At 57.3% G+C, this 23702-nt stretch carries 21 protein-coding genes; 11 read left to right on the top strand and 10 right to left on the bottom strand.

From position 1 onward, the window contains the following. The first annotated feature begins 126 nt into the window (after positions 1-126). A complete protein-coding gene (locus tag ACQZ63_RS09315; protein WP_003510923.1) occupies positions 127-324 on the top strand; it encodes a hypothetical protein in 198 nt (65 codons plus the stop codon). Between the two features lie 395 nt (positions 325-719). Here the strand turns inward: ACQZ63_RS09315 and ACQZ63_RS09320 are convergent, their stop codons facing one another. Next, complete coding sequence (locus ACQZ63_RS09320) at positions 720-1295, bottom strand: DNA-3-methyladenine glycosylase (protein WP_112153076.1); 576 nt, start codon at positions 1293-1295, stop codon at positions 720-722. Positions 1296-1392: 97 nt separating this feature from the next. Here ACQZ63_RS09320 and ACQZ63_RS09325 point away from each other — a divergent pair, with 97 nt between their 5' ends. From ACQZ63_RS09325 to ACQZ63_RS09340, 4 genes are all read left to right on the top strand, one after another. Further along, complete coding sequence (locus ACQZ63_RS09325; RefSeq protein WP_019564682.1) at positions 1393-1776, top strand: hypothetical protein; 384 nt, start codon at positions 1393-1395, stop codon at positions 1774-1776. Beyond that, complete coding sequence (locus tag ACQZ63_RS09330) at positions 1773-2558, top strand: SDR family oxidoreductase (protein ID WP_111789781.1); 786 nt, start codon at positions 1773-1775, stop codon at positions 2556-2558. Before ACQZ63_RS09325 ends, ACQZ63_RS09330 begins: the two co-directional genes overlap by 4 nt. Before the next feature lie 156 nt (positions 2559-2714). Further along, on the top strand, positions 2715-3770 hold the full coding sequence (locus tag ACQZ63_RS09335; RefSeq protein WP_162647910.1) for a L,D-transpeptidase family protein: 1056 nt from the start codon (positions 2715-2717) through the stop codon (positions 3768-3770). Positions 3771-3789: 19 nt separating this feature from the next. Continuing rightward, a complete protein-coding gene (locus ACQZ63_RS09340; protein WP_035251547.1) occupies positions 3790-4575 on the top strand; it encodes a L,D-transpeptidase in 786 nt (261 codons plus the stop codon). Positions 4576-4684: 109 nt separating this feature from the next. On the opposite strand, the gene ACQZ63_RS09345 is transcribed toward ACQZ63_RS09340, so the two are convergent. Next, complete coding sequence (locus tag ACQZ63_RS09345) at positions 4685-6505, bottom strand: HAMP domain-containing methyl-accepting chemotaxis protein (RefSeq protein ID WP_025595667.1); 1821 nt, start codon at positions 6503-6505, stop codon at positions 4685-4687. Positions 6506-6650: 145 nt separating this feature from the next. Next, positions 6651-7985: an omega-aminotransferase AptA gene (aptA, locus tag ACQZ63_RS09350; RefSeq protein WP_003510911.1), complete on the bottom strand. Its 1335-nt coding sequence runs from the start codon at positions 7983-7985 to the stop codon at positions 6651-6653. A gap of 146 nt (positions 7986-8131) precedes the next feature. On the opposite strand from aptA, the gene ACQZ63_RS09355 reads away from it, so the two are divergent. Continuing rightward, positions 8132-8680: a cupin domain-containing protein gene (locus ACQZ63_RS09355; RefSeq protein ID WP_003510910.1), complete on the top strand. Its 549-nt coding sequence runs from the start codon at positions 8132-8134 to the stop codon at positions 8678-8680. Positions 8681-8701: 21 nt separating this feature from the next. On the opposite strand, the gene ACQZ63_RS09360 is transcribed toward ACQZ63_RS09355, so the two are convergent. Continuing rightward, the gene (locus ACQZ63_RS09360; protein WP_162763568.1) at positions 8702-8911 is read right to left on the bottom strand and encodes a hypothetical protein; all 210 of its coding nucleotides are present in this window, start codon (positions 8909-8911) and stop codon (positions 8702-8704) included. Positions 8912-9296: 385 nt separating this feature from the next. Between ACQZ63_RS09360 and ACQZ63_RS09365 the strand changes: the two genes are divergently transcribed. The 3 genes from ACQZ63_RS09365 (at position 9297) to ACQZ63_RS09375 (ending at position 12734) form a co-directional block, all read left to right on the top strand. After that, complete coding sequence (locus ACQZ63_RS09365; RefSeq protein ID WP_003510909.1) at positions 9297-9977, top strand: sugar transferase; 681 nt, start codon at positions 9297-9299, stop codon at positions 9975-9977. A gap of 194 nt (positions 9978-10171) precedes the next feature. Then, a complete protein-coding gene (locus tag ACQZ63_RS09370) occupies positions 10172-11458 on the top strand; it encodes a polysaccharide biosynthesis/export family protein (RefSeq protein WP_162633636.1) in 1287 nt (428 codons plus the stop codon). Between the two features lie 7 nt (positions 11459-11465). Continuing rightward, entirely contained in the window at positions 11466-12734 is a 1269-nt protein-coding gene (locus ACQZ63_RS09375; RefSeq protein WP_003510903.1) for an O-antigen ligase family protein, read from the top strand. 19 nt (positions 12735-12753) lie between these two features. Here the strand turns inward: ACQZ63_RS09375 and ACQZ63_RS09380 are convergent, their stop codons facing one another. The 5 genes from ACQZ63_RS09380 to ACQZ63_RS09400 form a co-directional block, all read right to left on the bottom strand. Beyond that, positions 12754-13248: a hypothetical protein gene (locus ACQZ63_RS09380; RefSeq protein WP_013761578.1), complete on the bottom strand. Its 495-nt coding sequence runs from the start codon at positions 13246-13248 to the stop codon at positions 12754-12756. A gap of 137 nt (positions 13249-13385) precedes the next feature. Next, the gene (locus ACQZ63_RS09385) at positions 13386-14750 is read right to left on the bottom strand and encodes an HlyD family type I secretion periplasmic adaptor subunit (protein ID WP_003510897.1); all 1365 of its coding nucleotides are present in this window, start codon (positions 14748-14750) and stop codon (positions 13386-13388) included. Between the two features lie 8 nt (positions 14751-14758). After that, the gene (locus ACQZ63_RS09390) at positions 14759-16981 is read right to left on the bottom strand and encodes a type I secretion system permease/ATPase (protein ID WP_112752773.1); all 2223 of its coding nucleotides are present in this window, start codon (positions 16979-16981) and stop codon (positions 14759-14761) included. A gap of 76 nt (positions 16982-17057) precedes the next feature. Continuing rightward, positions 17058-19079 carry a hypothetical protein gene (locus ACQZ63_RS09395; protein ID WP_035199460.1) on the bottom strand — a complete coding sequence of 674 codons (2022 nt, stop codon included), beginning with the start codon at positions 19077-19079 and terminating at the stop codon, positions 17058-17060. 151 nt (positions 19080-19230) lie between these two features. Beyond that, positions 19231-20193, bottom strand: a complete 963-nt coding sequence (locus ACQZ63_RS09400; RefSeq protein ID WP_035199459.1) for a hypothetical protein — start codon at positions 20191-20193, stop codon at positions 19231-19233. Positions 20194-21101: 908 nt separating this feature from the next. Here ACQZ63_RS09400 and ACQZ63_RS09405 point away from each other — a divergent pair. Next, a complete protein-coding gene (locus ACQZ63_RS09405; protein WP_060642288.1) occupies positions 21102-21872 on the top strand; it encodes a helix-turn-helix domain-containing protein in 771 nt (256 codons plus the stop codon). A 59-nt stretch (positions 21873-21931) separates the two neighbouring features. Here ACQZ63_RS09405 and ACQZ63_RS09410 read toward each other — a convergent pair whose 3' ends face one another. Then, positions 21932-22282, bottom strand: coding sequence for a hypothetical protein (locus ACQZ63_RS09410; protein WP_060642287.1), 351 nt, complete (start codon positions 22280-22282; stop codon positions 21932-21934). 396 nt (positions 22283-22678) lie between these two features. On the opposite strand from ACQZ63_RS09410, the gene ACQZ63_RS09415 reads away from it, so the two are divergent. Beyond that, entirely contained in the window at positions 22679-23701 is a 1023-nt protein-coding gene (locus ACQZ63_RS09415; protein ID WP_013761571.1) for a UDP-glucuronic acid decarboxylase family protein, read from the top strand. Position 23702: the final 1 nt, after the last annotated feature.

The raw sequence follows: 23702 nt of genomic DNA on the forward strand, positions 1-23702 counted from the left end.
TTGATTGCCGTTCGTCTTTCATCGCCTATACGGCAGCGTCATCTCGTGTATAATCGAAGCTGAACAGGCCTTTTGGAACAGGACCTGGGCCAGCGCGTTGAGGGGACGTGTTGAAGGAGGTGACCGATGTTTGAATTTTTAAAGCCGCAACAACAGACTGTGATCGATGATGTGGAGGCAACCGGTACCTATGCCGACGCGCTGCTCAACGTACCCAGCCCGGAACTGACCCGTTCCACCGCTCGCGAACACGGCCATGAGGCCCACTCCCGCGACTATTGCGAAAACCGCGATATTTCCCGCAGCTCGCTCGGTTTCGCCTGAGCCCTCGCAAAAGCTTCCCAAAAAAAACGGAACTGACCGGCGTTTTCCCGCGTTTGCCTTGTACAATCCGCACGGCGGCGCAATGAAACCGAAGGGACCTGACCGGCATTTGACCGATGGGCGAATTGGGTGTTGCGCCGCCTGGGGAGCGGCGGCGCGCTCGCGTTGTCTCAGCAGATGAAAGCGCATTTCGATTCCGCATTGGAAGAAAGCGCTTATATCCAGGAGCTGCAATGTCAACTGTTCCCGTTGAACCCTATCCAGACCCGCCAATGCCGGTGCCGCCACAGCCGGATATACCGCCGGTCAAAGAGCCGGAGCCCGATAGGCTGCCGGACGAGGCGCCAAACCCCAATCCAGATGAAAACGACGGACCGCCCAAGGTATTGTAGGTTTCAGGCTTGTTCGAATTTCCTGCTGAGGAAGGCCGAGCCTTCAAGCCCGAAGCGCCAAGGATAGTCCTGCGCGCGGCTTATGCCGATGCGTCTGCCGCTGGTAACGGCAGCGGCCTCCTTTGGCAGACGGAGGAAAAACGGCGGGCGGTCCAGCGGTGCTCCGTCCATTTCTCCGGTAATGGCCAAGGCCTGACAAAGCCTGCCGGGGCCGGAACATAACAGTTTCAGTTTGTCAGTTCCTCGCCGTAGTTTCATCATGTCTATGCCGGTGAGGGGTTCGATGGCGCGCAGAAGCACGGCGGAGCCCGGAGCGCATACGAAGTTTGCGCACCAGTGAATGCCGTAAGACCGGTAGACATAGAGATGGCCGGCCGGGCCGAACATCGCCTTGGTGCGCGGGGTCTGCCCATTGAAACTATGGGATGCCGGATCATCAGGATGATAGGCTTCGGTTTCCACGATGATGCCGCCTGTATTGCCAACGCGGAATTCCACGCCGATGAGGGCGCGCGCAACGTCAACGGGATCGCGCTGAAAGAAGCGCTCCTGCATTTCCGGGCCCAAGGCCTGATCCATCTGGAACCCCTTCTGCTCCGCCATCGTTGTGAATTCAGGTTTCAGTGTGTTGTCGCATCGGATTACGCCGATGCTTTTTCAAATCGGAGGGCATGTCATGCAACTTTCTACGACCTATGTAAAACGGGATAACGGAGTGATTTCCGTGGAATTTGTCGGCAGCGACGGCGATCAGGTCTCGGTCCGCCTTGCCGACGGTCTTGATGGCATCGACGATGCGGAGGCCATCAAACGCGCGAGCGCGGTGATGGTTCAGCTGACGGCATTCGGAACGCGTCAGGGCGCCGATGCGCCGTCGCAGTTTTCCGCTCTCGGCACGGCGCAGGATGAAGTCCCGCACGGTCAGGCGAGCGCCCGCACATCGAAGGATCGTGACATTCTTGAAGAGGAACTGGAAGAGGGGCTGGAAGACAGTTTTCCGGCCAGCGACCCCGTCTCGGCAACGGTCACCTCGATCGCGTCTAGAAAAGGAGGGCTGTGACCTTGGCCACTGGTAAAGTCGCCCTCGTGACCGGCGCTGGCTCCGGCATTGGCCGGGCTGCTGCCCTTCATCTGGCTGCGGAAGGCTTTTCCGTAGGCCTTCTCGGTCGTACCGAATCTGAATTGCAGGCGGTGAAAAATGAGATTTCCGCCTTATCCGGCGCTTCTAAGGTCCTCGTCGCCGATGTGGCGGAAGAGGCAGTCATGCGACACTCCGTTGCAGAGCTTGTGGATGCTTTCGGCCGTCTGGATGTCGTGGTGGCCAATGCGGGCGTCAACGGCGTCTGGGCACCGATTGACGAGCTGACGCCTTCGGAGTGGGACGATACGATCCGCATCAACCTGCGAGGCACCTATCTCACTATCCATGCCAGTGTGCCGCATCTGAGGGCGGCGGGTGGTGGCTCCATCATCATCGTCTCTTCCATCAACGGCACACGCACTTTCAACTCGCCTGGCGCTACCGCCTATTCGGTGACGAAGGCCGGGCAGCTTGCCATGGCCCAGCAACTGGCGCTGGAGCTCGGGCGTCATCGCATTCGTGTCAACGCGGTGTGTCCGGGCGAAATTGAAACGGCGATTGACGAAAATACCGACATACGCGGGCGCGACAGGACCGAAGTGCCAGTCCGTTTCCCGGCGGGTGACATTCCGGTCACCGGCGGGGTTGCAGGGACGAGCGAGGATGTTGCTGCATTGATCGGTTTTCTGGCATCGGACCAGTCGCGCCATATCACCGGAACGCCGGTATGGATCGATGGCGGGCAGGGGCTTCTTCGGTAGCGGCAGTTCCATCACAGGCTTGTGTGCGTATGATTAACGAATGGGTAACGTCTGTTCACGAGACTTTGTCCTTGCGGGAGGTTGCCGCCATATGGCCACCTTCGCTAGTTAAGCCTCTGCCACAAAGGCGGGCAAATCGGGCGGGCAGAACGATCCATGGGTATGAATGCATTGCTGAACTTCGCAAGTGCGGGGCTGCGGCGCAGGGTAAAAGTGGGAATGAGAATAGCTGCGGTCGTCGCGATCGGCAGCGGTCTCGCCGCGTGCACCTCCATGGGTCTCGACAGCGTCAAAAAGGACCCGCCGAAGCTGTCATCCAAGATGATGGCGCAGATGTCTGCCAAGAGCATGCGCCCGGAAAGCCCGGTTCTCGTTCGCATTTTCAAGCAGGAAAGCGAGCTTGAGGTCTGGAAGATCGACAAGACCGGTAATTATGCGCTGCTCAAGACCTATCCCATGTGCCGCTGGTCCGGAAAACTTGGCCCGAAGACGAAGACGGGCGACCGGCAGGCGCCGGAAGGATTTTATCATGTCTCCGCAGGCATGCTGAACCCCAATTCGCAATATTACGTCTCCTTCAATCTCGGCTATCCCAACCGGCTGGAATCGGCGCTTGGTTACACCGGCGAAGCGTTGATGGTGCATGGCGCCTGTTCTTCGTCGGGCTGTTACGCGATGACCGATCAACAGGTCGGCGAGATTTATGCGGTCGTGGCGCGCGCGCTGCAGGGCGGGCAGGACCGCTTTCAGGTTCAGGCCTATCCCTTCCGCATGAGCGCGCGGAACATGGTGGCGAATCGGGACGATCCCAATATGCCCTTCTGGAAGACGCTCAAGGAAGGCTATGACTATTTCGAGGTGACGCGCCGCCAGCCAAAGGTTTCCGTTTGCGGCCGGCGATACGTTTTTAACAGCGAATTTGCCGGCGGTGAGCCTGCCGATCCGCTGGCGGCCTGCCCACCTGCGATAAACCAGCCGGACCCCTTGGTGGCGTCGAAAATGGCCGAAGAGCAACAGAAATTTGCCGCCGCGATGAACGAGGGAACTTCTGCCCCGGTCAGCGCGTATGTAGACGGCGGCATGCACCCAAGCTTCCGTGCCATCCTGAAATCCAGTGGCGCAAAGGCCATGGCATCGCAGGTCTCCGGCACGAAGTACCCTATAAGCCGCCCCGAGGCGGCGCTGGCAGATCCCTTTGCCAGCGCAAGATGACGCAGATGAGGTTTTTCAATTGAACGACACGACAACGACCCGGCGAGGTTTCCTGCTTGGAGCGGGTGGATTGGCGCTGGCCGGCCTTGCAGGCTGCAACACCACCGCGCGTGAGGCTACACGGCCAACAGCCCCCGCCGACGACCCGATGTATGCCCTGATGTACGGTCCGAAGCCCGACGAGCAGTTTCCGTTGCCGGAAATTCCCTACAAGCGGATCCCGCGCCAGTTCCTGCGCCAAATGGTGGAAAATCCCACCGGTGAGCGTCCCGGCATCATTGTGGTCGATACCGCCAACCATTTCCTTTATCTCACCTACGAGAATAACCAGGCCATGCGTTACGGCGTCGGTCTCGGCCGCGCGGGCTTCGAATGGGCCGGACGCGGCGTTATCCAGTACAAGCGTCAATGGCCGCGCTGGACGCCGCCCGACGAGATGATTGCCCGCCAGCCTGAGCTGGAACCCTATAGCGGCCGCAATGGCGGCATGGAGCCGGGCCTCAAGAACCCGCTCGGTGCGCGTGCACTTTATATCTTCAAGGACGGCAAGGACACGATCTACCGTCTGCACGGCTCGCCGGAATGGTGGACGATCGGCAAGTCGGTTTCCTCCGGCTGCGTGCGTCTGCTGAACCAGGATATTGTCGACCTCTATAACCGTGTGCCTGATGGTACGCCGATTGTGGTGACGGCGCTCGGGCCGGCACAGCAGGGTGTTCCTATCGGGCAGGCGGGCGTGCCCGTGGCGCAGTATGGCGGCGGCGTGGTCGGCGACGGCCTGTCGCAACCAATGCAGACCTATTGATAGACAAAATTTCCAGCCGCCTGAGAGGCGGCTGGAAATGGGTAATGAATGAAGGCGCAATCAAAGCGCTCCGATACTGCTGCTGCCGGCTCGATCTGCGGCAGCGACCTCAGGCAACGCGACGGGTAACGTCGCGGCTACCGGCACTTTCCATTTCCAGACGGAACCGCGATACAAGCGAGCGCAGCTTTGCCGTTTCGGCGGCGAGCATTGCAGAAGCCGCGGTGGATTGTTCCACCATGGCAGCATTTTGCTGGGTGGCGTGATCCATGGAGTTTACCGCCGCGTTGATTTCGGCAAGACCGGTCGATTGTTCGGTCGCCGATGTGGCGATGGCGTTCATATGGCGATCGATGCCGGCGATACGCTCGCCGATCTCCTTCAGCGCCGTGCCGGTGTCGAGAACCAGTTTCACGCCGCTTTCCACTTCCGTCGAGGATTGCCGGATATGATCGCGGATTTCGCTTGCGGCCTTTGCTGCGCGCTGGGCGAGATCGCGAACTTCCTGCGCCACTACCGCAAATCCCTTGCCGGCTTCACCGGCACGCGCGGCTTCCACGCCTGCATTCAACGCCAGAAGATTTGTCTGGAAGGCGATCTCGTCTATGGCGCCGACGATGCCGGTGATCTGCCGGGACGAGGTTTCGATGCGGCGCATCGCCTCTTCGGCATGGCTGACAACCTCCACAGATTTCAGTGCGCTGTGGTTGGCATCGGTGGCGGCGAGCCGCGCTTCGGCGGCACGCTTGTTGGCGTTTGAAACATTGACCGTGATTTCATCGAGCGCTGCTGCGGTCTGTTCCAGAGACGCTGCCTGATTTTCCGTGCGGCGGGAAAGATCGCCGGCACCTGCGGCGATTTCCCGGCTGCTGCCGTCAATCGTGCTGATGCCATCGGAAATGGCGAACAGCGTTTCGCCGAGTTGACGCACTGAGCTGTTGAAATCGTGTCGCAAGGCCTCGAATTGAGGGGCAAAGGCCTGATCGAGCTGAAAGGCCAGATCGCCCGATGCCAGCCGCTTCAGTCCTGTCGCAAGACCGGAAGTGGCGATGCGCAGCCGCTCAGACGCATCGTCCTCCGCTTGCTGTCGCGCGGCCGCCTGATCGGCTTCTGCCTGCAGTCTGGCTGCTGCTGCCTGTTCTTCGAGCGCCCGATTGGCAATCGCCGCCTGCCGGAATATTTCGACCGCGGCGGACATGGAGCCGATCTCATCCTTCCGGTCCATGCCGGAAGGAGGCTGTGACGTGTCGCCGCTGGCAAGGATTTCCATCGTCTTCGACAGGCGCAGGATTGGACCCGTTACCGTTTTGCGAGTGAGGATAAAGAGGCCTACGCAGAAGAGTGTCGCCAGAACCAGCAGCCCTTCTAATACGAGCTCGATTACCGCCTTCGTCTCCTGGCTTTCCGCGACAGTTGCTTCGGAAAGCGCGTCGATCTGTTCGCTCGCCGTTTCCATCGCGGTTTCGAGAGTGGTGAACTGGCGCATGAAGTCCGGAATCATTTTTGTCGCCGCGCCCGGATCGGCTTTGACGAGGCCAACCACCGTTTTGGCGCTTTCAAGATAGGACTGAAGCGGTTTTTCAACGCTCTCGATAACGGCTTTGGCGTTCGTACCTTCGGTAAGCGCCTTGTTTAGCTTCAATGCTTCAAGGAAAGTGGCTTCATGTTCGGCAAGGTCGGCCTTTACCGCGTCGAACGACAGGCCCATCGTATCATTCGTGGAAAGAATGGCTGCCAGCACGTCTGAGCGCAGCGCATCGTGCATCATGTCGGCTCGCATATGATTGTGAAGTATCTCGGCGGACCGCGATACATCCGTACTATTGCGATTGAGCGTATTCGTCGCCCAGATACCGACCCCCGCCGCGCTTCCGGTGATGGAAAAGATTGCAATGCTTGCCAATATGATTTTTTTCTGAATCGACGCCATGAGGCCATTCCCGCTCGGTTGGTTATACTACGGGAAATTAATAGAATATGCTTAAGAAATGATCTATTTTTGTTGCGGTCTTGATAAATGCAAAAAAAGGTTGCAATAGAAATTGCAGCCTTTTATTTATTAGAGATTTATACTTTTAATCCGCTCTTTTCAGCGCGTCGCCCAAGATCGAGACGATATCGTCGAAATGGGATTTTTCGGCGATAAGCGGCGGCGAAAGGGCAATGATATCGCCCGTGACGCGAATGAGCAGACCGCGCTCGAAGCAATCCACGAAAACGTCATAGGCGCGTGCGCCGATAGCTCCATCACGCGATTGCAGCTCGATGCCGGCGATGAAGCCGATGGTGCGGATGTCGATGACATTGGGCAGGCCCTTCAGCGAATGGATGGCGTCGTGCCAGACATCCTGCATTTCTGCCGCGCGGGTAAACAGCCCTTCGTCGCGGTAGATGTTGAGCGTGGCGATGCCGGCGGCGCAGGCAACCGGATGTCCGGAATAGGTATAGCCGTGGAACAGCTCTATCTGGTTGTCCGGCCCATGCATCAACGCATCGTGCACCTTGCGGCTGGTGAAAACCGCACCCATCGGGATTGCGCCGTTGGTCAGCCCCTTGGCGGTGGTAACGATGTCAGGCGTCACGCCGAAGTAGTTGCTGGCAAAGGACGAGCCCATACGGCCGAAACCGGTGATAACCTCATCGAAGATCAACAGAATGCCGTGCTTGTCGCAGATGGCCCGCAGGCGCTCCAGATAACCCTTCGGCGGCACCAGCACGCCGGTGGAGCCGGCTACCGGTTCAACGATACAGGCCGCGATTGTTTCGGCCCCATGCAGAGCAACCAGCCGTTCCAGATCGTCTGCCAGTTCGGCACCATGCTCGGGCTGGCCCTTTACGAAGCTGTTTTTCGCCAAATCGTGGGTGTGACGCAGGTGGTCGGCCGGGATTTGCGGAAAAACACGGCGGTTGTTAACAAGGCCGCCAACGGAGATGCCGCCGAAACCGACGCCGTGATAACCGCGCTCACGGCCGATCAGACGGCTGCGGGTGCCCTGACCGATGGCGCGCTGATAGGCGATGGCAATCTTGAGCGCCGTATCGACTGATTCAGAACCCGAGCCGGTGTAGAACACGCGGTCGAGCTTCGCGCCTTCCGGGCCGGGCGCGATTTCCGCCAGCCGCTCGGCGAATTCGAAGGCGACGGGATGGCCCATCTGAAACGAGGGCGCATAATCCATGGTCGAAAGCTGGTGTTTGACGGCGGATGCAATCTGGTGGCGGCCATGGCCGACATTGACGCACCACAGGCCAGCTGTGCCGTCGAGAACCTGACGACCGTCATTGCTGGTGTAATACATGCCCTCCGCGCTCGTCAGCAGGCGGGGATTGGCCTTGAACTGCCGGTTGGCGGTAAATGGCATCCAGTAGCTGTCGAGTGAGGTGGAGTTGGATCGGTTGGGGTTGTCCATAACGGTTCTCCTGTTCGGTGCCGGTGATTGAAAGCTATTTTCCGGGCTGAACAAGCCCTTTTCTCGCTGTGGCCAAGCCATTGAAAATGTTATAGGCGGGAAAGGTAGTTTTCGATATTTCGAACAACGGCAACGGGGGATCACGCATGTCGGTGGATATAGGCGGGCGTTTGCGCCATTTGCGGCTGCGTCACAATATTTCCCAGCGTGAACTGGCAAGACGTGCTGGTGTTACCAATTCGACGATTTCCCTGATCGAATCCAACACCTCCAACCCGTCCGTCGGCGCGCTGAAGCGCATTCTCGACGGTATACCGATCGGCCTTGCCGAATTTTTCGCCTACGAGCCGGAGACCAGCCGCAAGGCATTTTACCGCGCGGATGAACTTGTCGAAATCGGCAAAGGACCGATATCCTTCCGGCAGGTGGGCGAAAATGTTTTCGGCCGCAGCCTGCAAATCTTGAAGGAATGTTACCAGCCGGGTGCCGATACCGGCAAGGTGCCACTGGTCCACGATGGAGAAGAGGGTGGTATCATCCTCTCCGGGCGTCTGGAGGTGACGGTCGACGAGGAGCGGCGGGTTCTCGGTCCGGGGGATGCCTATTATTTCGAAAGCCGCAGGCCGCACCGCTTCCGTTGCGTTGGTCCAGTGCCGTGCGAGGTCATCAGCGCCTGCACACCACCCACCTTCTGATTCTATGGCTTTCGCGTAAAGTCACGCCGGAATGGCGGTCGGACCGTTGCAGCCGGAGATAATATGGTCCAGCCGGAGAGATTTTCTACGAGCCGACCGAACTTTGATACGGGTTCCTGCCATTATTTTGCCGCTTTTGCGCCGCTTTTGCAATTTTTCCATCGCTTTTTCTTGGCGAAGTTGGCGTGCCGGCAAAAAAATCCCGGTTAATATGTCAAATTTTATATGCATTGCCACAATCTTGCTGCGCTGCAAAAAAATTTAATATTCTTCCAGACGCATGGCTGTTCTTGGCGTTCCTGTCTCACCTGATTAAGTCACAAGAAACATATAAGAAAAGACTATCTGTTGTCGAAAACGCAATACATGCGGGAGCGGCACCCATGCTCTCAACACATGGCCGCCGGCACATTTGTTGCTTTTTTATGCAACCGTTAATATTGCCCTGACGTTGATCGGCCGCTCTCGCAAGAAATCGCATAGACGGTCAGGGGCAATGTGCCTTACAAAAAATCCATTAGCATCAAATTCAGAACACAGACTTGTTATCTCTTTTAGACGGAAAGACACGCCTCCGGGCACCGACCAATCGCAAAACATAAATGGAGTTCTCTCTATGAAGTCCGCGACCCAATCGGCTGAACAGACACTCAGCAGTTCCGAAGACTTCGATGTCAGTTTCCCTATCGGGGGCATCGCAAAACGCAGCTTCGATATGACATCGGCCCTGCTTGCGCTGCTCATCTTCAGCCCGATTTTTCTGTTGATCGCCGCACTGGTGAAATTGTCCGATCCCGGCCCGATCTTTTATGGTCACCGGCGTGTGGGACATAATGGCCGCTATTTCCATTGCCTGAAATTCAGGACGATGGCGATGAACGGTGATGAAATGTTGCGGCAATATCTTGCCGCCAATCCGGAGGCCGCCGAAGAATGGCGTGCGACCCGCAAACTCAAGAATGATCCGCGCGTAACCGCAGTTGGTGCCGTGCTGCGCAAGCTCAGCCTTGATGAGCTGCCGCAGCTTCTCAACATCATCCGCGGCGAAATGAGCGTCGTAGGCCCGCGCCCCGTCGTCGACGAGGAGCTGAGCTACTACGAAAGCGATGCCGCCTATTACCTCAGCACCCGTCCGGGCCTGACCGGCCTTTGGCAGATCAGCGGCCGCAATGACGTCAGCTACAAGACCCGCGTGGCTTTCGACACGCAATATGTGCAGAACTGGTCGATGCGACAGGACGTCTTCATCATCGTCAAGACCATTCCCGCCGTGTGCCTTTCACGCGGAAGCTACTGAAAACCGATATTGAGTTTGGCTTTATCGATCTTTGTTTTGCCACGCACCCTGACCGGGATCCCAAGTCCGGTCTTTGGGTGCGTCATTGGTGCAAATCATAATGGCCGCTTTTTGCGGCGCTGTGCAGCCGGCACCGTCCGGCTGCTCTATCGCCTGATCGCCCGCGCGGCGATCCGCAAACAGGGAGTTTCCCGATGAACGGTCCTATTGCCGTCGCTAGCCGTCCGCTTGCAAAAAAAACCGCCGGACGCACTTTCCCCGCCCTTCTGCTTGTCGCATCCGTCGCATTCGGAGCGCCGCTTTCCGCAATGGCTGCGGAAGGCGCTCAATACAAGCTCGGCACCGCCGACAAGCTGCGCATCCGCGTTGCCGAATGGCAACCGGCGGATGGCAGCATCCGCAACTGGGATGTCATCAACGGCGATTATTCCGTCGGCCCATCCGGCGCGCTGTCGCTGCCCTTCATCGGCCAGCTGGATGTGGCGGGGAAGACGTCCGCGGAGGTCGGTGAGGCGATTGGAGCCCAGCTTCAGAGCAAGTTCGCCCTTCGCAACCTGCCGTCGGCTTCTGTCGAAATTGCCCAGTTCCGGCCGATCTTCCTCAGCGGAGATGTACAGACGCCAGGCGAATATCCCTATGCTGCCAATCTCACGGTGTTGAAGGCCGTAAGCCTTGCCGGCGGGTTGCGGCGCTCCGATGCCGGGCAGCGTTTTGCCCGCGACTTCATAAATGCCCGCGGCGACGCAGCCGTTTACGACAACCAGCGCGCAAGGCTGCTTGCCCGTCAGGCGCGGTTGATCGCCGAGGTCAAGGGTGACACGGTCATCGCCAAGACGCCGGAGATGGAAAAGATTGCCGAGATCGACGCGCTTCTCGCCAGCGAAAGTGCGCTGATGAAATCGCGCACCGAGCGTTACACTTTGCAGCTCAAGGCACTGACGGATCTGCATGCGCTTCTGGAAAGCGAAGTCGAATCGCTGAAAAAGAAATCGGAAACGCAAAACCGCCAGCTCGAGCTTGCCAATGAGGACCGAGACCGCGTCAACCGGCTGAACGAGCAGGGCCTTGCACTATCGCAACGGCGTATTTCCGCGGAAGAACGTGCAGCGGAGGTGGAAGCCGCACTGCTTGATATCGACACGCAGTCATTGCGTGCCAAGCAGGATATCAACAAGGCGACCCAGGATGAAATCAACCTGCGCAATGACTGGGTGGCACAGCGCTCCAAGGAATTGCAGGACACGGAAGCGGAACTCGACAAGCTCAATCTGCAACTGGGTACAAGCCGGGAATTGATGTCGGAGGCGCTCGCACAATCGGCTGAGGCGATCCGTTTCGATCCGTCGGGAAAATCCGCGACAATCAGCTACGTCGTGGTGCGTGAGGAAAACGGCAAGCCGAAGGAAGTGAAGGTGGATGAAAACGCCATGCTTCAGCCAGGCGACGTCATCAAGGTCTCGTCCGAAATCCTGATGCAGTGAGGTATTCATGCGGATCGCCAAATCGGCACTGATCGATCCCGAACGCAATGAGGTCTACGGAATGGCGGCGATTGCGCTGTCATTCTTCGTTTTCGCCTATTCGTCGCGTTTCGGGCAAATCTCGATTCTGGCCTATTATGGCATGTGGCTGCCCCTTGTAGTGGTCAATTACCGGCGCGTGCTGGGTAACTATCCGCGCTATCTGTGGATATTCGCCTTCGGCATCCTGACCGTGCTGTCGAGCTTCTGGTCGGAGGCAGCATCGGTCACAATGCGCGCTTCCATCCAGTATATGACGCATATCGTCTGTGCACTTATCGCCATGCGGGTGGTGTCCATCCGCACGCTGACGCGTGGGGCGTTGATCGGCATCACCGTCATTCTGCTCTATTCGCTGCTGTTCGGTGTCCACCTTTTCGATGCGCTTGATGGAACCTACAGTTTTGTCGGGGCTTTCTCATCGAAGAACCAGCTTGGCTTTTACGCCTCGCTCGGCGTCATTTTCGCTGTCTCATCCGTGCTGATCCTCAAGCAAAGGGGTATCTGGCTGCCGATCGCGGGCATCACCGGGCTCCTATCGGCCTATAGCCTAATTGCTTCGCAATCGGCCACATCCACCATTACCACGGCGGCGGTGGTCGCCCTCATCATCGGTTTCATCCCGATTGGCATGCTTTCACCCGCCAACCGCAAGATGACCTTTTTCGCACTCGGCGGTATTGGCATATTGCTGGTGGTCGCGTCCCTGCAGTTCGGCTTGCTTGATGCCATTCTCGGCCTTTTCGGCAAGGATTCGACACTGACAGGACGCACCTATCTCTGGCAGCAGGGCATCGAAGCGGCAAAGCAGACACCGATCCTCGGCGTTGGTTACCAGGGGTTCTGGGTGGTGGGTTTTGCCGATGCCGAGCGCCTGTGGAACGACTTCTTCATTACCGGACGCAGCGGCTTCCATTTTCACAACACCTATATCGAGACGGTGGTGGAGAATGGCATCGTTGGCATGGTTCTGCTCGGCATGGTGCTTTACGGAACGCTGCTCGGCCATCTGCGCTCGGTCCTGATGCGCCAGCGCGATCCGCAGGGCGTCATTCTCTTTGCCATCTGCGCGCTGTTCGTCGTCCGCTCCTTCGTGGAGATCGATATCATCTTCCCATTCCAGATCGGTTCGTTCCTGCTGTATTTCGCCGCCGGAAAACTGTGCCTGCCGGCGAAAGCCACGCAGAATAGCGAAACTCATCCCGCGATTGGCGTGCGGTTACAGACGCGAGCCTGAGCATTCGCTCTGCCCGATCCTAGAGGTAATCCGATGAGACGTGCGGGCTGGCGTGGATGAAACTCCACATGTCCTTGCTGACAGAGACGATGTCGGCGATGGATTTCTCGAGGTGTTCGATTTCTTTCTCGTCCATGCGTTCTACCTTGCCGTAACGGACCTGGGTTTCGTCCTCCACCAGTCGCATGAGCTGGGTGCTGGCAATTTCGCCCTTTTCGTCGAAGGAGTAGATGCAATGATTGTATTTGTTGCGCGTTTTCGATTCTTTCTTGAGCCGCGCCATGATGGATAGAATGGTCTTGCGATCCGGCGCCGGCGTTGAGGGAAGTTTTGCCAGACGCTCGATGAGATCCATGCGCGCGCGCGTGGTGTTGAGCGTCAGAAACACGACGATGGCCGCTTCCTTCTCCACTTTCAGGAGATGGACGATCAGATAGATCATCAGGCTTTCGGTGTTGGTCCACACGTAATTCAGCCTGCCGACCATCAGCAATATATCCGACATTGCCGCCATGCTGTTCTCCCGCCCCACCAGACATATACTGGCATTCTATGCCGATCTGGACGGGATTGACAGTGTAGGTCCTTCTGCGTTCCGCATTTTCCCGACGCAAAACCGCCGTCCAACCTTCCTGGAAAAGCGGTATTTCTTCATCTTTCCTTGAATGCTCGGGACATGCTCTCGGAGATAGGCTTGGTCAGATATTCGAAGAAGGTTCGCTCCGAAGTCTGGATCAGGACATCCGCCGGCATGCCGGGAACGGGATGGAAATTATGGACCTTCGCGATCTCCTCGTCTGAAACCTGCACGCGCACGATATAGACGTCCTTAACCTGCAGGCCTGCATTTTCCTCGATGCTATCGGCGGAGACGTAAAAGACCTTACCGTTCAGAACAGGCGTGGTGCGGCGGTTCAGTGCCGAAAGGCGGATCGCTGCCGTCTGGCCTTCATGCAACTGGTCGATGGAGGTTCTCAGAACCTGCGCCTCAAGGATCAGGGGAACGTGGGCGGGCAGGATTTCCATGATTGGCTTGCCGGTGGTGATGACGCCGCCTGCCGTGTGGTAATAGGCGCGCACCACGGTACCGTTGACGGGGGAGCGGATGACGGTGCGTTCCAGCACTTCGGCGGCACCGCGCACTTGCTCGCGCACGCTGTCCAGATCGGCTTCTGCGGTTTCGAGCGCGTCGAGAGCAGCCTGCTTGTTGGCGTTGATGGCAATGACCGCTTCCTGCTTGAACTTGGCGATTTCAGCCTCGCTCTGGTTCATCTCGCCGGTCAGTCGGGCGATATCGCCCATGGCATCGGCAATGGCGCGCTCCAGCGCCAGCATGTCGGTCTTGCGGATGACACCGTCCTTGGCAAGCCTTTCCTTGGAATCACGCTCCTGGGTCAGAAGTGCCAGTTGACGGTCGAAGGACTGCTTCTGCCCCTCATAGCCTGCATAACGAAACTCCAGCGACTTGATGTTCTTTTCGATGAGATTCAGTTGCTCGTCGAGCTTCACGATCTTGCTGTGGAACACGATGTTCTGGCTCTGGATGATGGATTTGATATCAGGATCGCTGGCTTCCTTCATGACGATGTCAGGCACCTTGAAGCTTTTTTGGCCCTGCGCCTCGGCGCGCAGGCGCGTGACGATGGTTTCGAGGCGAAGGCGTCTCAGCTGGAACATGCGCTCGTTGGCGAGCGCCGTCGTCTTGTCGAGCGTCAGAAGCACGTCGCCTTCCTTGACGGTGTCGCCTTCGCTGACCATCATTTCCTTGATGATGCCGCCCTCCAGATGCTGCACGACCTTGTTGTTGCCTGTGGCGACAAAGCTGCCCTGGGCAATGATGGCGGCGGAGAGCGGTGCGGTGCCGGCCCAGTACCCGAAGCCGCCGAAGGAGGCGAGCAGCACGGCAAGACCGATTGAACTGTGGAGGCGAATGGAACGTGGCACTTCGCTGTACCACTCAAGCTGGCCCTGGGGTTTTACCTCTGCGACGGCGACGGCGGTTTTTTTCTTGAACATGACGATCCTCAACCCTCGATCTGCGGAGACTGGCTACTTTGCCGGCCATTGCCGGAAATAGCCTTCAGTACGTCCATCCGTTCGCCGAACATGGCGACCGATCCGTCCTTCAGCACCATTATCTTGTCGACGCACTGAAGAAGTGCGGGTCGCTGGGTGATGGTGACGGTGGTGATGCCCTGTTTCTTGGCGTGCAGAATGGCTTTTGCCAACGCCTGTTCGCCCTGCGTATCAAGGTTGGAGTTTGGTTCGTCCAGAACCACGAATTTGGGATCACCGAAGAAGGCGCGGGCAAGCGCGATGCGCTGCTTCTGGCCGCCCGAAAGCGGTGCGCCATCGGCGGCAACCACGGTTTCGTAACCCTGCGGGAAACCGGCGATCAGCTCGTGTACGTCAGCGAGCACAGCCGCCTCGTAGATCTGCCGGTCTTCAACATCGTCACGCATGCGACAGATATTGGCCTTGATGGTGCCGGGAAACAGCTGCACGTCCTGGGGCAGATAACCGATGCTTTCACCGAATTGCCGCTGGTCCCAGTTGCGCAGGTCCATGAGGTCAAGGCGGACATTGCCGGAAGTGGGAAGGATGGAGCCGACCAGCATCTTGCCAAGCGTCGTCTTGCCGGAACCGGAATTGCCGATGATGGCGAGGGATTCACCTTTCTTCAGCGAAAAGGAAATGCCGTTCAAGATCACCTTCTTCTGCGGCGGCGGCACGAAAAGGATACGTTCCACATCCAGACGCCCTTCCGGATTGGGCAGGCGCAGACGCGGGAAATTGAGCGGTGAGGTGATGAGAAGCTGCTTGATACGGCTATAGGAGGCTGCAGATTTGTTGAACTGATGCCAACCCTCGATCGCCCCTTCGATGGGCGCCAGCGCGCGGCCGGAAATGATGGATGCTGCGATCACCATGCCGCCGGTCAGTTCGCCTGCGAGAGACAGATGCGCGCCCCAACCCAGCAGTGCGACCTGCGTGATCATGCGGGCTGCTTTGGAAACACCTGAGAACATGATGTTGCGATCCTGCGCCGCCACATGCGACTTCAGTGATCCGGCTGTTTCACGACCCCACATCTTCACGGCCTCTGGGATCATCGCCATGGCATTGATGATCTGCGAGTTGCGCGACATGGAATCGAGATGGAAATTGGCGCGGCTCAGATAACCGGAGGCTTCCGCGAACTGTCTGGCGGTGAAGCGCTGGTTCAGCCAGGCTATGATGAACAGCACCGCGCAGCAGACCATGATGATGATGCCGAGATGCGGATGTACAAGATAAACCACCACGATGAAGAGGGGCATCAACGGCGCATCGAGAAAGGCGATCAGGGTGCCGGAGGTAATGAAGGAACGCAGCTGCTGCAGGTCCTGCAGAATCTGGTAGTCCTTGCCGCTGCCATGCAGGGAGGCACGGGCCGCTGCCGACAGGATCGGCGCTCCAAGCTGCACTTCAAGCTCGACAGCGGTGCGCATCAGGATGAAGCGCCGGATGGCGTCCATGAAGGCTTGCAACAGAACCGCGCCGAGAACGGCGACCGTCAGCATGACGAGTGTATCCATGGAGCGGCTTGTCAGGACCCGGTCCGAGATTTGAAACAGATAGAGCGGGATGGCAAGCAGCAGAACGTTGATGGCGATGGTGAACAGCATCACGATCGCCATGTTGCGCCGTATCGCGGCGATGCCCTTGGCGAGGCTGGCGGCGAAATTGACGGGTTCACTGCGCTTGTGGAAGCCGCTCTGGCTTCCGCCGCCTCCTCCGCCACCACCGCCATTCTCCGTCGGCTCCTTGCCGTTGCCGCCGCCGCCCGTCACCGGACGGCGCTCGTTTTCACGTATAGGCCCGTCATTATTGTCGATGGTCTTGACGAAGGGCAGGTCGGGTGAGCTTTTCAGCTCGGTATTGTCCACCTTTGCTTCCGGCTCCGGCGGTGAGGCGGGGCGCCGGTCTTGCTGCGGCGGCACTGGCCTTTCCTGCGGAACGTCACGCATTTGCGGTTGTTCGGCGTATGGGGAATGTTGCGGAAGGGGCCGGGGCGGTGTGATCTCAGGGGAGGGCGGGGCTGCTTTCACGGTCGGTTCCGCGCCGGACAGATGGCGCAGGTTTTCGACGGCCTCGTTTATGGCCGAAATGCAGGCATCAGTCAGCTTGCTGTCTTCCGCATCCTGATCCAGCGGCAAGTCCAGCGAGTGCCCGGCGGTAATGGTTTTTCTTGAAATATGATCCATTTTTTTATTAATCCCCTCGGTGATCTCGCGGTTTCTGCGGCTTTGGCGGCGGGTGTTTCTCCCCGCCTGTCAAAACCTATGCAGTGACCGCCTGCATGACGTCGGATGAATGCGCGCTCGACCACGACATGTCGTGACCGGCGTTGATGACGCCATCGGATTCATTCTGAATGGTGGCGGGATCGTCGTGCAGAAACGCGATCACTTCGTTTGCCAGCTGCTGGCCTTGGTGACCCGGTTGCGACGCATCATTTTCGATGATGCCGCCCTGTATAAGGATAGCATCCGAATAAAGCCCGCCTGCGACGTAGGTGGTGGAACCGAAGCTGTCGTAATCGATAATCTGCGCGAGATTGATGACGGCGTTGCTGCCGGTATCGATATGGATCGTGACGTTCTCGTTGTTTTCCAGAATCTTTGCGGCTGCCTGCGTCACATAGTCGGAATCGCCCAGCACGCTCACCTGTTTGATGATGCTGACGTCATAAAGATTGCCAGTGATGTAAAGGACGTTGATCCCCTGATAGCCCGCAAAATTGGCATCGTGGGCAAGCGCGTCCGGCATGTTCGGATCACGCTCGTTAATCGCTTTCACCGTCTGCGCCATATAGTCCGGCATGGTTTCGAAACGGTCGTTGCCACCGACATTGTGGATGCTGGCGTCGTTCCACAACAGGTTGTTGCCGGACTGAACGGTGGCGCCCTCAGGCGCGTCGGGGTTGGCGCGGATCCAGTCATTGTCGTAAAGCACGGCGATCTGGCTGATGAGGTTCATGTCCAGCACATTGCCGCCGACGATGACCAGATCGTACTGCATGCCGATGCCGAGGAAATTGGCGATGTTGAGGGCAGCGTTGCCACCGCTCAGCAAGCTGACGCTGGCACCCGAAGAGGTAACCGTCAGTGTGTCGTTGTCGCTGATGAACTGGTACTGCTCGATCCAGTGGACGAAAGACACGTCTCCCTCGAGGACGCTGACACGCCAGGCAGTGGGAAATATTGGCGGTTCACCACTATCGTGGCTGCTATCGGCGCTTTCTGCACCCGGATAGACACTGCGTGAGAAGGTCGCAATATTGTAGGCGGCGGTTGCGTCATGGTCTTCGGACTGCGTGAAAACGGAATCGACCTCATCGCGGTCGCTATAGACATAGGCCTGGGTGATTGCATCGATCTGGTGATAATCGCCCATGACGGTGGTGACGGAGGCCATGACGGCAGTATTGACCAGCGTTGCTATGTTGGCGACGACATTTGCGCCGGCAGCCACATCGAGGCTGTTTCCGGCGGGGCTATCCTCATGCAGCGAAACATCGCTCTTTTCAGGCTCTTCAGCGGGCTTGGCAATGCCACGATCCGGCATGAAGTCGTCGAGCATTGGCTTTTCGCTTGCCATGGAGCCATTGATGTAGAGGCCGTTGATGTCATTGCCGGCGAGAACGAAATCCTGTTCCGCGCCGGTTCCAAGGGACGTCACGTCATTTTCGCGCGCATGGTCGATATAATCATGTGCTGATTTGGCGAGCGCCTGCAACGCGTCGTAGCTGTCGGTGCGCTGGAAAACGGAAAAGGGCGTGAAGACGGCTGCTTCGTTATGGAACTCGACGGTGCGCTGGGTCACGAAACTGGTGTCGCGCGCCACATTTGGGCCGTCCGTCATGTTCAGATAGTCGTCGTCCTGAAGAATGTTGACCTGCGTGACATGCGCGATAACCGAGCCCGGGCCGGTGTGCACCACCAGTTCGCGTTCTTGCTCAAAGGAGACACTGCCCGGAAAACGGAAATGCGCGGCTGACATATCTACCGGTATCGCATTTGCAAGCTGCTGCATGTCGTGTTCGACCATGCGAGCGAAATGCGGTTGCAGATAGTCGAAGTCGTAATAGCCGGCGCGATATTTAACGCCGGGATCGTAATCCTGAAGCTGCAAGTCGTAGGTCTTGTCTAGCAGTCTTGCCGCGTCATCATCCGACAACCGGTCTTTGTTCGCGTGTGCCGTGCCTTCGGCATAGTTGCTTCTTAGACGCGCTTCCTCGATCACCGTGTCGAACAGGCCGATGAAATGCGCAATCATGTCTGAAATTCTGTCGATTTGCATTGCAGGTCCCTCCCTGATCATCGCGGCAGAGCCTGGGCGGCGGGCGGCACACGTCCAAGAGGCGGTGCTTCGTCTTCGCGCAAACCCGGTCCTTCAACCGCAAACTGCACCGGCGAATGCCGGTGCAGCTTTTTTCATAGAGAGGTACTCGTCAGGAGCCGCTGTCCTCGCCGGTATCAGAAACATGCGAGTTACCGCCTGTGACCGAGACATCAACGGCATTGGAGAGCATGTTGGCGCCCTGCACCAGTTCCAGATGGAAGCCGGAGTTTGCAAGGATAGCCGATGCATCTGCAGTGCTGGTACCCGCAGCGTCGTCGCCAGCCTTGAGGTCCCATCCCTTGCCGTCCATGCCTTCTGCGCCAAAGGCGTCGCCGGCATTCGCGCTCAGGTGGTTCTGGGCACCACCATTGTCCATCCTGACATCCCAGGCCTGATCCTGATCCGCCAGGTGGTTGGCCTGCACAAGGCTGAAGCCCGTGTCGTTGCCTTCGCCGTTGAGCGAGCTGTTGAGGATATTGTCGACATCAAGTGTGAAGGAGAAGTCGTCACCGAGGTTAAAGGTGAGGTCTCCGCCAGCGATGCCGAGATTGCCGACATCCTTGACGCCGGCGATGTTGCCGAAGTCGTCATCCGACTTGTAGAAACTGTCAGCGGAGTTGAAGCTGTCGGAAGTCGTCGTTGTTGTTGTTGTCGTGTCGTCGTCGGAATAGGAGAAGGTCTTGGTGTCCGTATCCGTGACCGTCTTCACGTTGGTGTCGTTGTCGCTGTACGACTTGCTTTCATAGCTCCAGTCGTAATCGGTCTTGATTTCGGTGCTGGTTTCGGTGCTCGTCTTTACGGTCGTATCGTTGTCGCTGTAAGACTTGCTGTCATAGCTCCAGTCATAGTCGTTGTCGCGATTGTCGCCGTTGCCCACTGCAACGTCGATTTTGGCGTCAACATCCACATTGGTGCTGTTGTCGCTGTTGTCGTTGTTGCGGTTTTCACCGTTTGCGGTGCCGACGTTGCTGTCGTCCACCTTTGCGTCATTGGTCGAGGTGTTGGCGAAACCCTCCGAAAGCGCGCCAATCTTGGTGATGTCGTCGCCCGCAGGCTGTGGATTGTAACCCATGTCGATTTCCTCCGAAAAAGCTCGGAGCAGCTTTCGAAATCCCTCTCATCTAAAACGGGATTTTTTCGCGCTTGCTCCGCGTTGCACAAAGATTGATGTTCTGCAGATGCACTCGGTACGTCTCATCTGCGGCTTGGCATCGGCCCGTAACCGGGCTCTTCTCGTTCAGCCCTTGTGCGCTACTCGGTATTAAGGCGCACAAATCCGTTCCTCGCTCCGTTGGGAGCGCGGTGGCTTCGTCTTTTTGCTTTCGTTATGTCTTGAAAAGGAACCGGCGTTTGCAAACACACGTCAAAGGCCAGGGTTGTCTTTCCATCGGTCACTGTTTGCAGCGACGGTCAGACTGTGCAGCAGAAAAATCGCGCTTCCTAGCTATCAATTCGGGCTAAACATATCGGCACCCTTACCACCAATATATATGTCGGAAGGCGGTCGCATGGAGATTTGCCGCCGGTTCAGACGCAAATAATCGCGCTCAGGCCGGGAAAAGCTGCTTTTTCTAAAAATGTAGTCAATGGCGGTGAGAAGGGTCCCTATCCCGAAATGGCACATTCCGGAAGCTCCTTTGCCGGGCAGGTATGTAAAGGGATATCAACCAAAAGTTATATTTTCCCGGATTGCAAAACCGGAGCGAAAGCTTTTCCGATGTGTTTGTTTTTACACTGGTTCCGGGCTCAACGATTCATTACGGGCGTAACCAATTTTGTACGTCAATTGCAAGAAATAACCCATTTGGGCCATTTCTTTGCACAGCTTTTCGTATTAGCCTCCTTAATTAACGGGTAATTAATGATAGTTGACATGGCGTGAAGCGGGAGTTGCCCCTTTTGTTTCTAGGGGTATCCCGGCGAATGACAGAGCACACAACCAAAAAGAACGTAATGCGTAGCGCTTTAGGGGAGACGTCGATGTTCATGGGAACTTCAGATTATGCGGCAAAACAAAGTGGAGCCGTTGCGCCTATAAATGGGACTTTATTGATCATCGCGGATCCGGACCTGTTTTCCGAGTGCCTCGTGGAGGCGCTGGGCAAAAAGTTCCCTACATTCGCTGTGATGAGCGTTATGTCGTCGGCAACGATCGACGATGACTATGGCGCCGATGTCCGGCTGGTCCTGCCGTACCGTATGTCGGGCGAGCGGCTTCATAGCGTTCTTTCGGCAGTCCGCGAAAAGCATCCGGATGCCCCAATTGCACTTGTCGTCGAAACCATCGACAAGTTTGAGGAGCCGCTGAAGCAACTGGTGGGGATGCGTATCATCGATGGCGTGCTGCCGCTTAATCTGCGGCTCGACGTTTTCATGGCGGCGGTTGATCTCCTCATGAAGGGCGGGGAGCATTTTCCCGCTGCCCTTCTCGGCAAGCTCACCCCCTATTCCCAGGCCGTGAACGGCAAAAGCGTTCAAAGCAACGCCGTGATCGCCAACCGCGCCGACGCTCTTGCCGTCAGCAAGAGTGAAATGGCGGCGCTGACGACGCGCGAGGTGCAGATCCTCGACCTGCTTTGCAAGGGAACGCAAAACAAGATCATCGCCGACCGGCTTCACCTGTCCGAGAATACCGTGAAGGTGCACGTTCGCAACATCTACAAGAAGATGAATGTGCGCAACCGAACGGAGGCAGCGTCGCGCTTTTTTCACAAGGACGACGACGCGGCTATCTCCGGCTGGAGAAACTGAACATCTGGCGGCCCGATGCCGCAAGGACGCCAGTTTCAAGCAGAGGTTATGCCTGAGGCTTAGGGCCTCAGGAAGCAGCGGGACTTCTGACCAAATCCGCTCGGTGAGCAGATATAGGGAGAAGAACCGGAATAGGAATGCCGCGGCGATATCGTCGGTGTCTCGTAAGTATCGGCAACAAGCGTGACGGCTGCGTTGCCTGTCTTGTCATAGCCGTAGGACGCCTTGGCTGGAGCAACCCGGCTCTTGATCGTCGCCGTATTAGCAGATGCGGTCTTGATCAGAACGGCATCTTCAACGACGGAGCACGAGGCCGTAGCGAAAGTGAACGTCGCAAGTGCGGCGGCAACAAGTGCAAAACGACAGCGGCGGGCCGCTTTGCTGTTATGGGAATAAGGCATTTCATTCATGATGTATGTCCCCTGAAATCGACTAGCTGTCGCATCTCGCCGGGTGGTTTTGCCCCGGTGGACCGAGCCTTACAAAACCAGAATAGTCCCGACTGGTTGAGCGAAGCTTGCGCTAATGCTCAATAAGAAAGGCATAATGGAGGCGTAGTTAAAAAGTATTAAATCGAGTGATTAATACGAGTAATTCGGGGTAATCAATTGTAATATTTCGATAAAATAAAGTTGACCTGTTTTATGACGCGCCTATCATAAAAGTTGAAATATACCGAATCCAAATATTAAAACCTCCAGAAGAAATAAAAACCGGAGGTGACATTCGAAATATCCTGCAATCTGGAGTTTGATCTAGTTCAAGTCGAATCAGCCGGGCTGGTTCCTCATTGGGAGGAGTGTGTAATGCGTAATTTCGTTCCCAACGACCATGACAACGGCGCTACAATCTATTCCGAGTGGCGGCCAGGCCAGCGCGTTCTGGTCAACGGCGGGGCTGGTTTCCTTGGCTCCCATCTTTGCGAACGTCTGTTGGCTTGCGGTCATGAGGTGATCTGTCTCGACGATCTCTCGACTGGACGGACCGTGAATGTTGAGCATTTGCAAGCCAACAAGCGGTTTTTGATGGTCGAGCATGATGTCCGCAAGCCCTATGACATCGACGTCTCGCTGATCTTCAACTTCGCGTCGCCGGCCTCGCCGCCGGACTACCAGCGTGATCCAGTCGGCACCCTGCTTACCAATGTGCTTGGCGCGGTCAACGTTCTCGAAGTCGCTCGCAGATGCGGTGCAACCGTGGTGCAATCCTCGACATCGGAAGTCTATGGCGACCCGCTCGTCAATCCGCAGCCGGAAAGCTATTTCGGCAACGTAAATACAATCGGGCCGCGAGCCTGCTACGATGAGGGCAAGCGCAGCGCCGAAACGCTTTTTTTCGATTATCACCGCTTTTATGGCGTCGATATCAAGGTTGGGCGCATCTTCAACACCTATGGGCCGCGCATGCGCCCCGATGACGGGCGGGTGGTCTCCAACTTCATCGTCCAGGCGCTGAAGGGTTCGGACATCACCATTTATGGCGACGGCAGCCAGACGCGCTCCTTCTGCTACGTCGATGATCTGATCGACGGGTTCCTGCGTTTTTCAGCTAAGCCGAAGGATTGCACCGGACCGATCAATCTCGGCAACCCGACTGAAATTCCGGTGCGGCAGCTGGCCGATATCGTCATCCGCATGACGAATTCCCGCTCGCGCATCGTGCATCTGCCCGCTGCGATCGATGATCCGCAGCAGCGTCGTCCCGATATTTCGCGTGCCAAGGAAATGCTCAGATGGCAACCGCGCGTACCGCTCGAAACCGGTCTGGAGAAAACCATCGTCTATTTCGATGCGCTGCTGGCCGGCAAGAAGGTTGCGGAGGCCGTATGAG

This window comes from Agrobacterium sp. CG160-95 (genome assembly GCF_053521725.1).

Bases quoted from the DNA above. Each gene is read 5' to 3' on its own strand.
- ACQZ63_RS09375 (WP_003510903.1), top strand. From the start codon at position 11,466: ATGCGGATCGCCAAATCGGCACTGATCGATCCCGAACGCAATGAGGTC.
- ACQZ63_RS09400 (WP_035199459.1), bottom strand. From the start codon at position 20,193: ATGGGTTACAATCCACAGCCTGCGGGCGACGACATCACCAAGATTGGC.
- ACQZ63_RS09370 (WP_162633636.1), top strand. From the start codon at position 10,172: ATGAACGGTCCTATTGCCGTCGCTAGCCGTCCGCTTGCAAAAAAAACC.
- ACQZ63_RS09320 (WP_112153076.1), bottom strand. From the start codon at position 1,295: ATGGATCAGGCCTTGGGCCCGGAAATGCAGGAGCGCTTCTTTCAGCGC.
- ACQZ63_RS09415 (WP_013761571.1), top strand. From the start codon at position 22,679: ATGCGTAATTTCGTTCCCAACGACCATGACAACGGCGCTACAATCTAT.
- ACQZ63_RS09360 (WP_162763568.1), bottom strand. From the start codon at position 8,911: ATGCATATAAAATTTGACATATTAACCGGGATTTTTTTGCCGGCACGC.
- ACQZ63_RS09380 (WP_013761578.1), bottom strand. From the start codon at position 13,248: ATGGCGGCAATGTCGGATATATTGCTGATGGTCGGCAGGCTGAATTAC.
- ACQZ63_RS09325 (WP_019564682.1), top strand. From the start codon at position 1,393: ATGCAACTTTCTACGACCTATGTAAAACGGGATAACGGAGTGATTTCC.
- ACQZ63_RS09315 (WP_003510923.1), top strand. From the start codon at position 127: ATGTTTGAATTTTTAAAGCCGCAACAACAGACTGTGATCGATGATGTG.
- ACQZ63_RS09355 (WP_003510910.1), top strand. From the start codon at position 8,132: ATGTCGGTGGATATAGGCGGGCGTTTGCGCCATTTGCGGCTGCGTCAC.
- ACQZ63_RS09390 (WP_112752773.1), bottom strand. From the start codon at position 16,981: ATGGATCATATTTCAAGAAAAACCATTACCGCCGGGCACTCGCTGGAC.
- ACQZ63_RS09345 (WP_025595667.1), bottom strand. From the start codon at position 6,505: ATGGCGTCGATTCAGAAAAAAATCATATTGGCAAGCATTGCAATCTTT.
- ACQZ63_RS09365 (WP_003510909.1), top strand. From the start codon at position 9,297: ATGAAGTCCGCGACCCAATCGGCTGAACAGACACTCAGCAGTTCCGAA.
- ACQZ63_RS09405 (WP_060642288.1), top strand. From the start codon at position 21,102: ATGTTCATGGGAACTTCAGATTATGCGGCAAAACAAAGTGGAGCCGTT.
- ACQZ63_RS09410 (WP_060642287.1), bottom strand. From the start codon at position 22,282: ATGAATGAAATGCCTTATTCCCATAACAGCAAAGCGGCCCGCCGCTGT.
- ACQZ63_RS09395 (WP_035199460.1), bottom strand. From the start codon at position 19,079: ATGCAAATCGACAGAATTTCAGACATGATTGCGCATTTCATCGGCCTG.
- aptA (WP_003510911.1), bottom strand. From the start codon at position 7,985: ATGGACAACCCCAACCGATCCAACTCCACCTCACTCGACAGCTACTGG.
- ACQZ63_RS09385 (WP_003510897.1), bottom strand. From the start codon at position 14,750: ATGTTCAAGAAAAAAACCGCCGTCGCCGTCGCAGAGGTAAAACCCCAG.
- ACQZ63_RS09335 (WP_162647910.1), top strand. From the start codon at position 2,715: ATGGGTATGAATGCATTGCTGAACTTCGCAAGTGCGGGGCTGCGGCGC.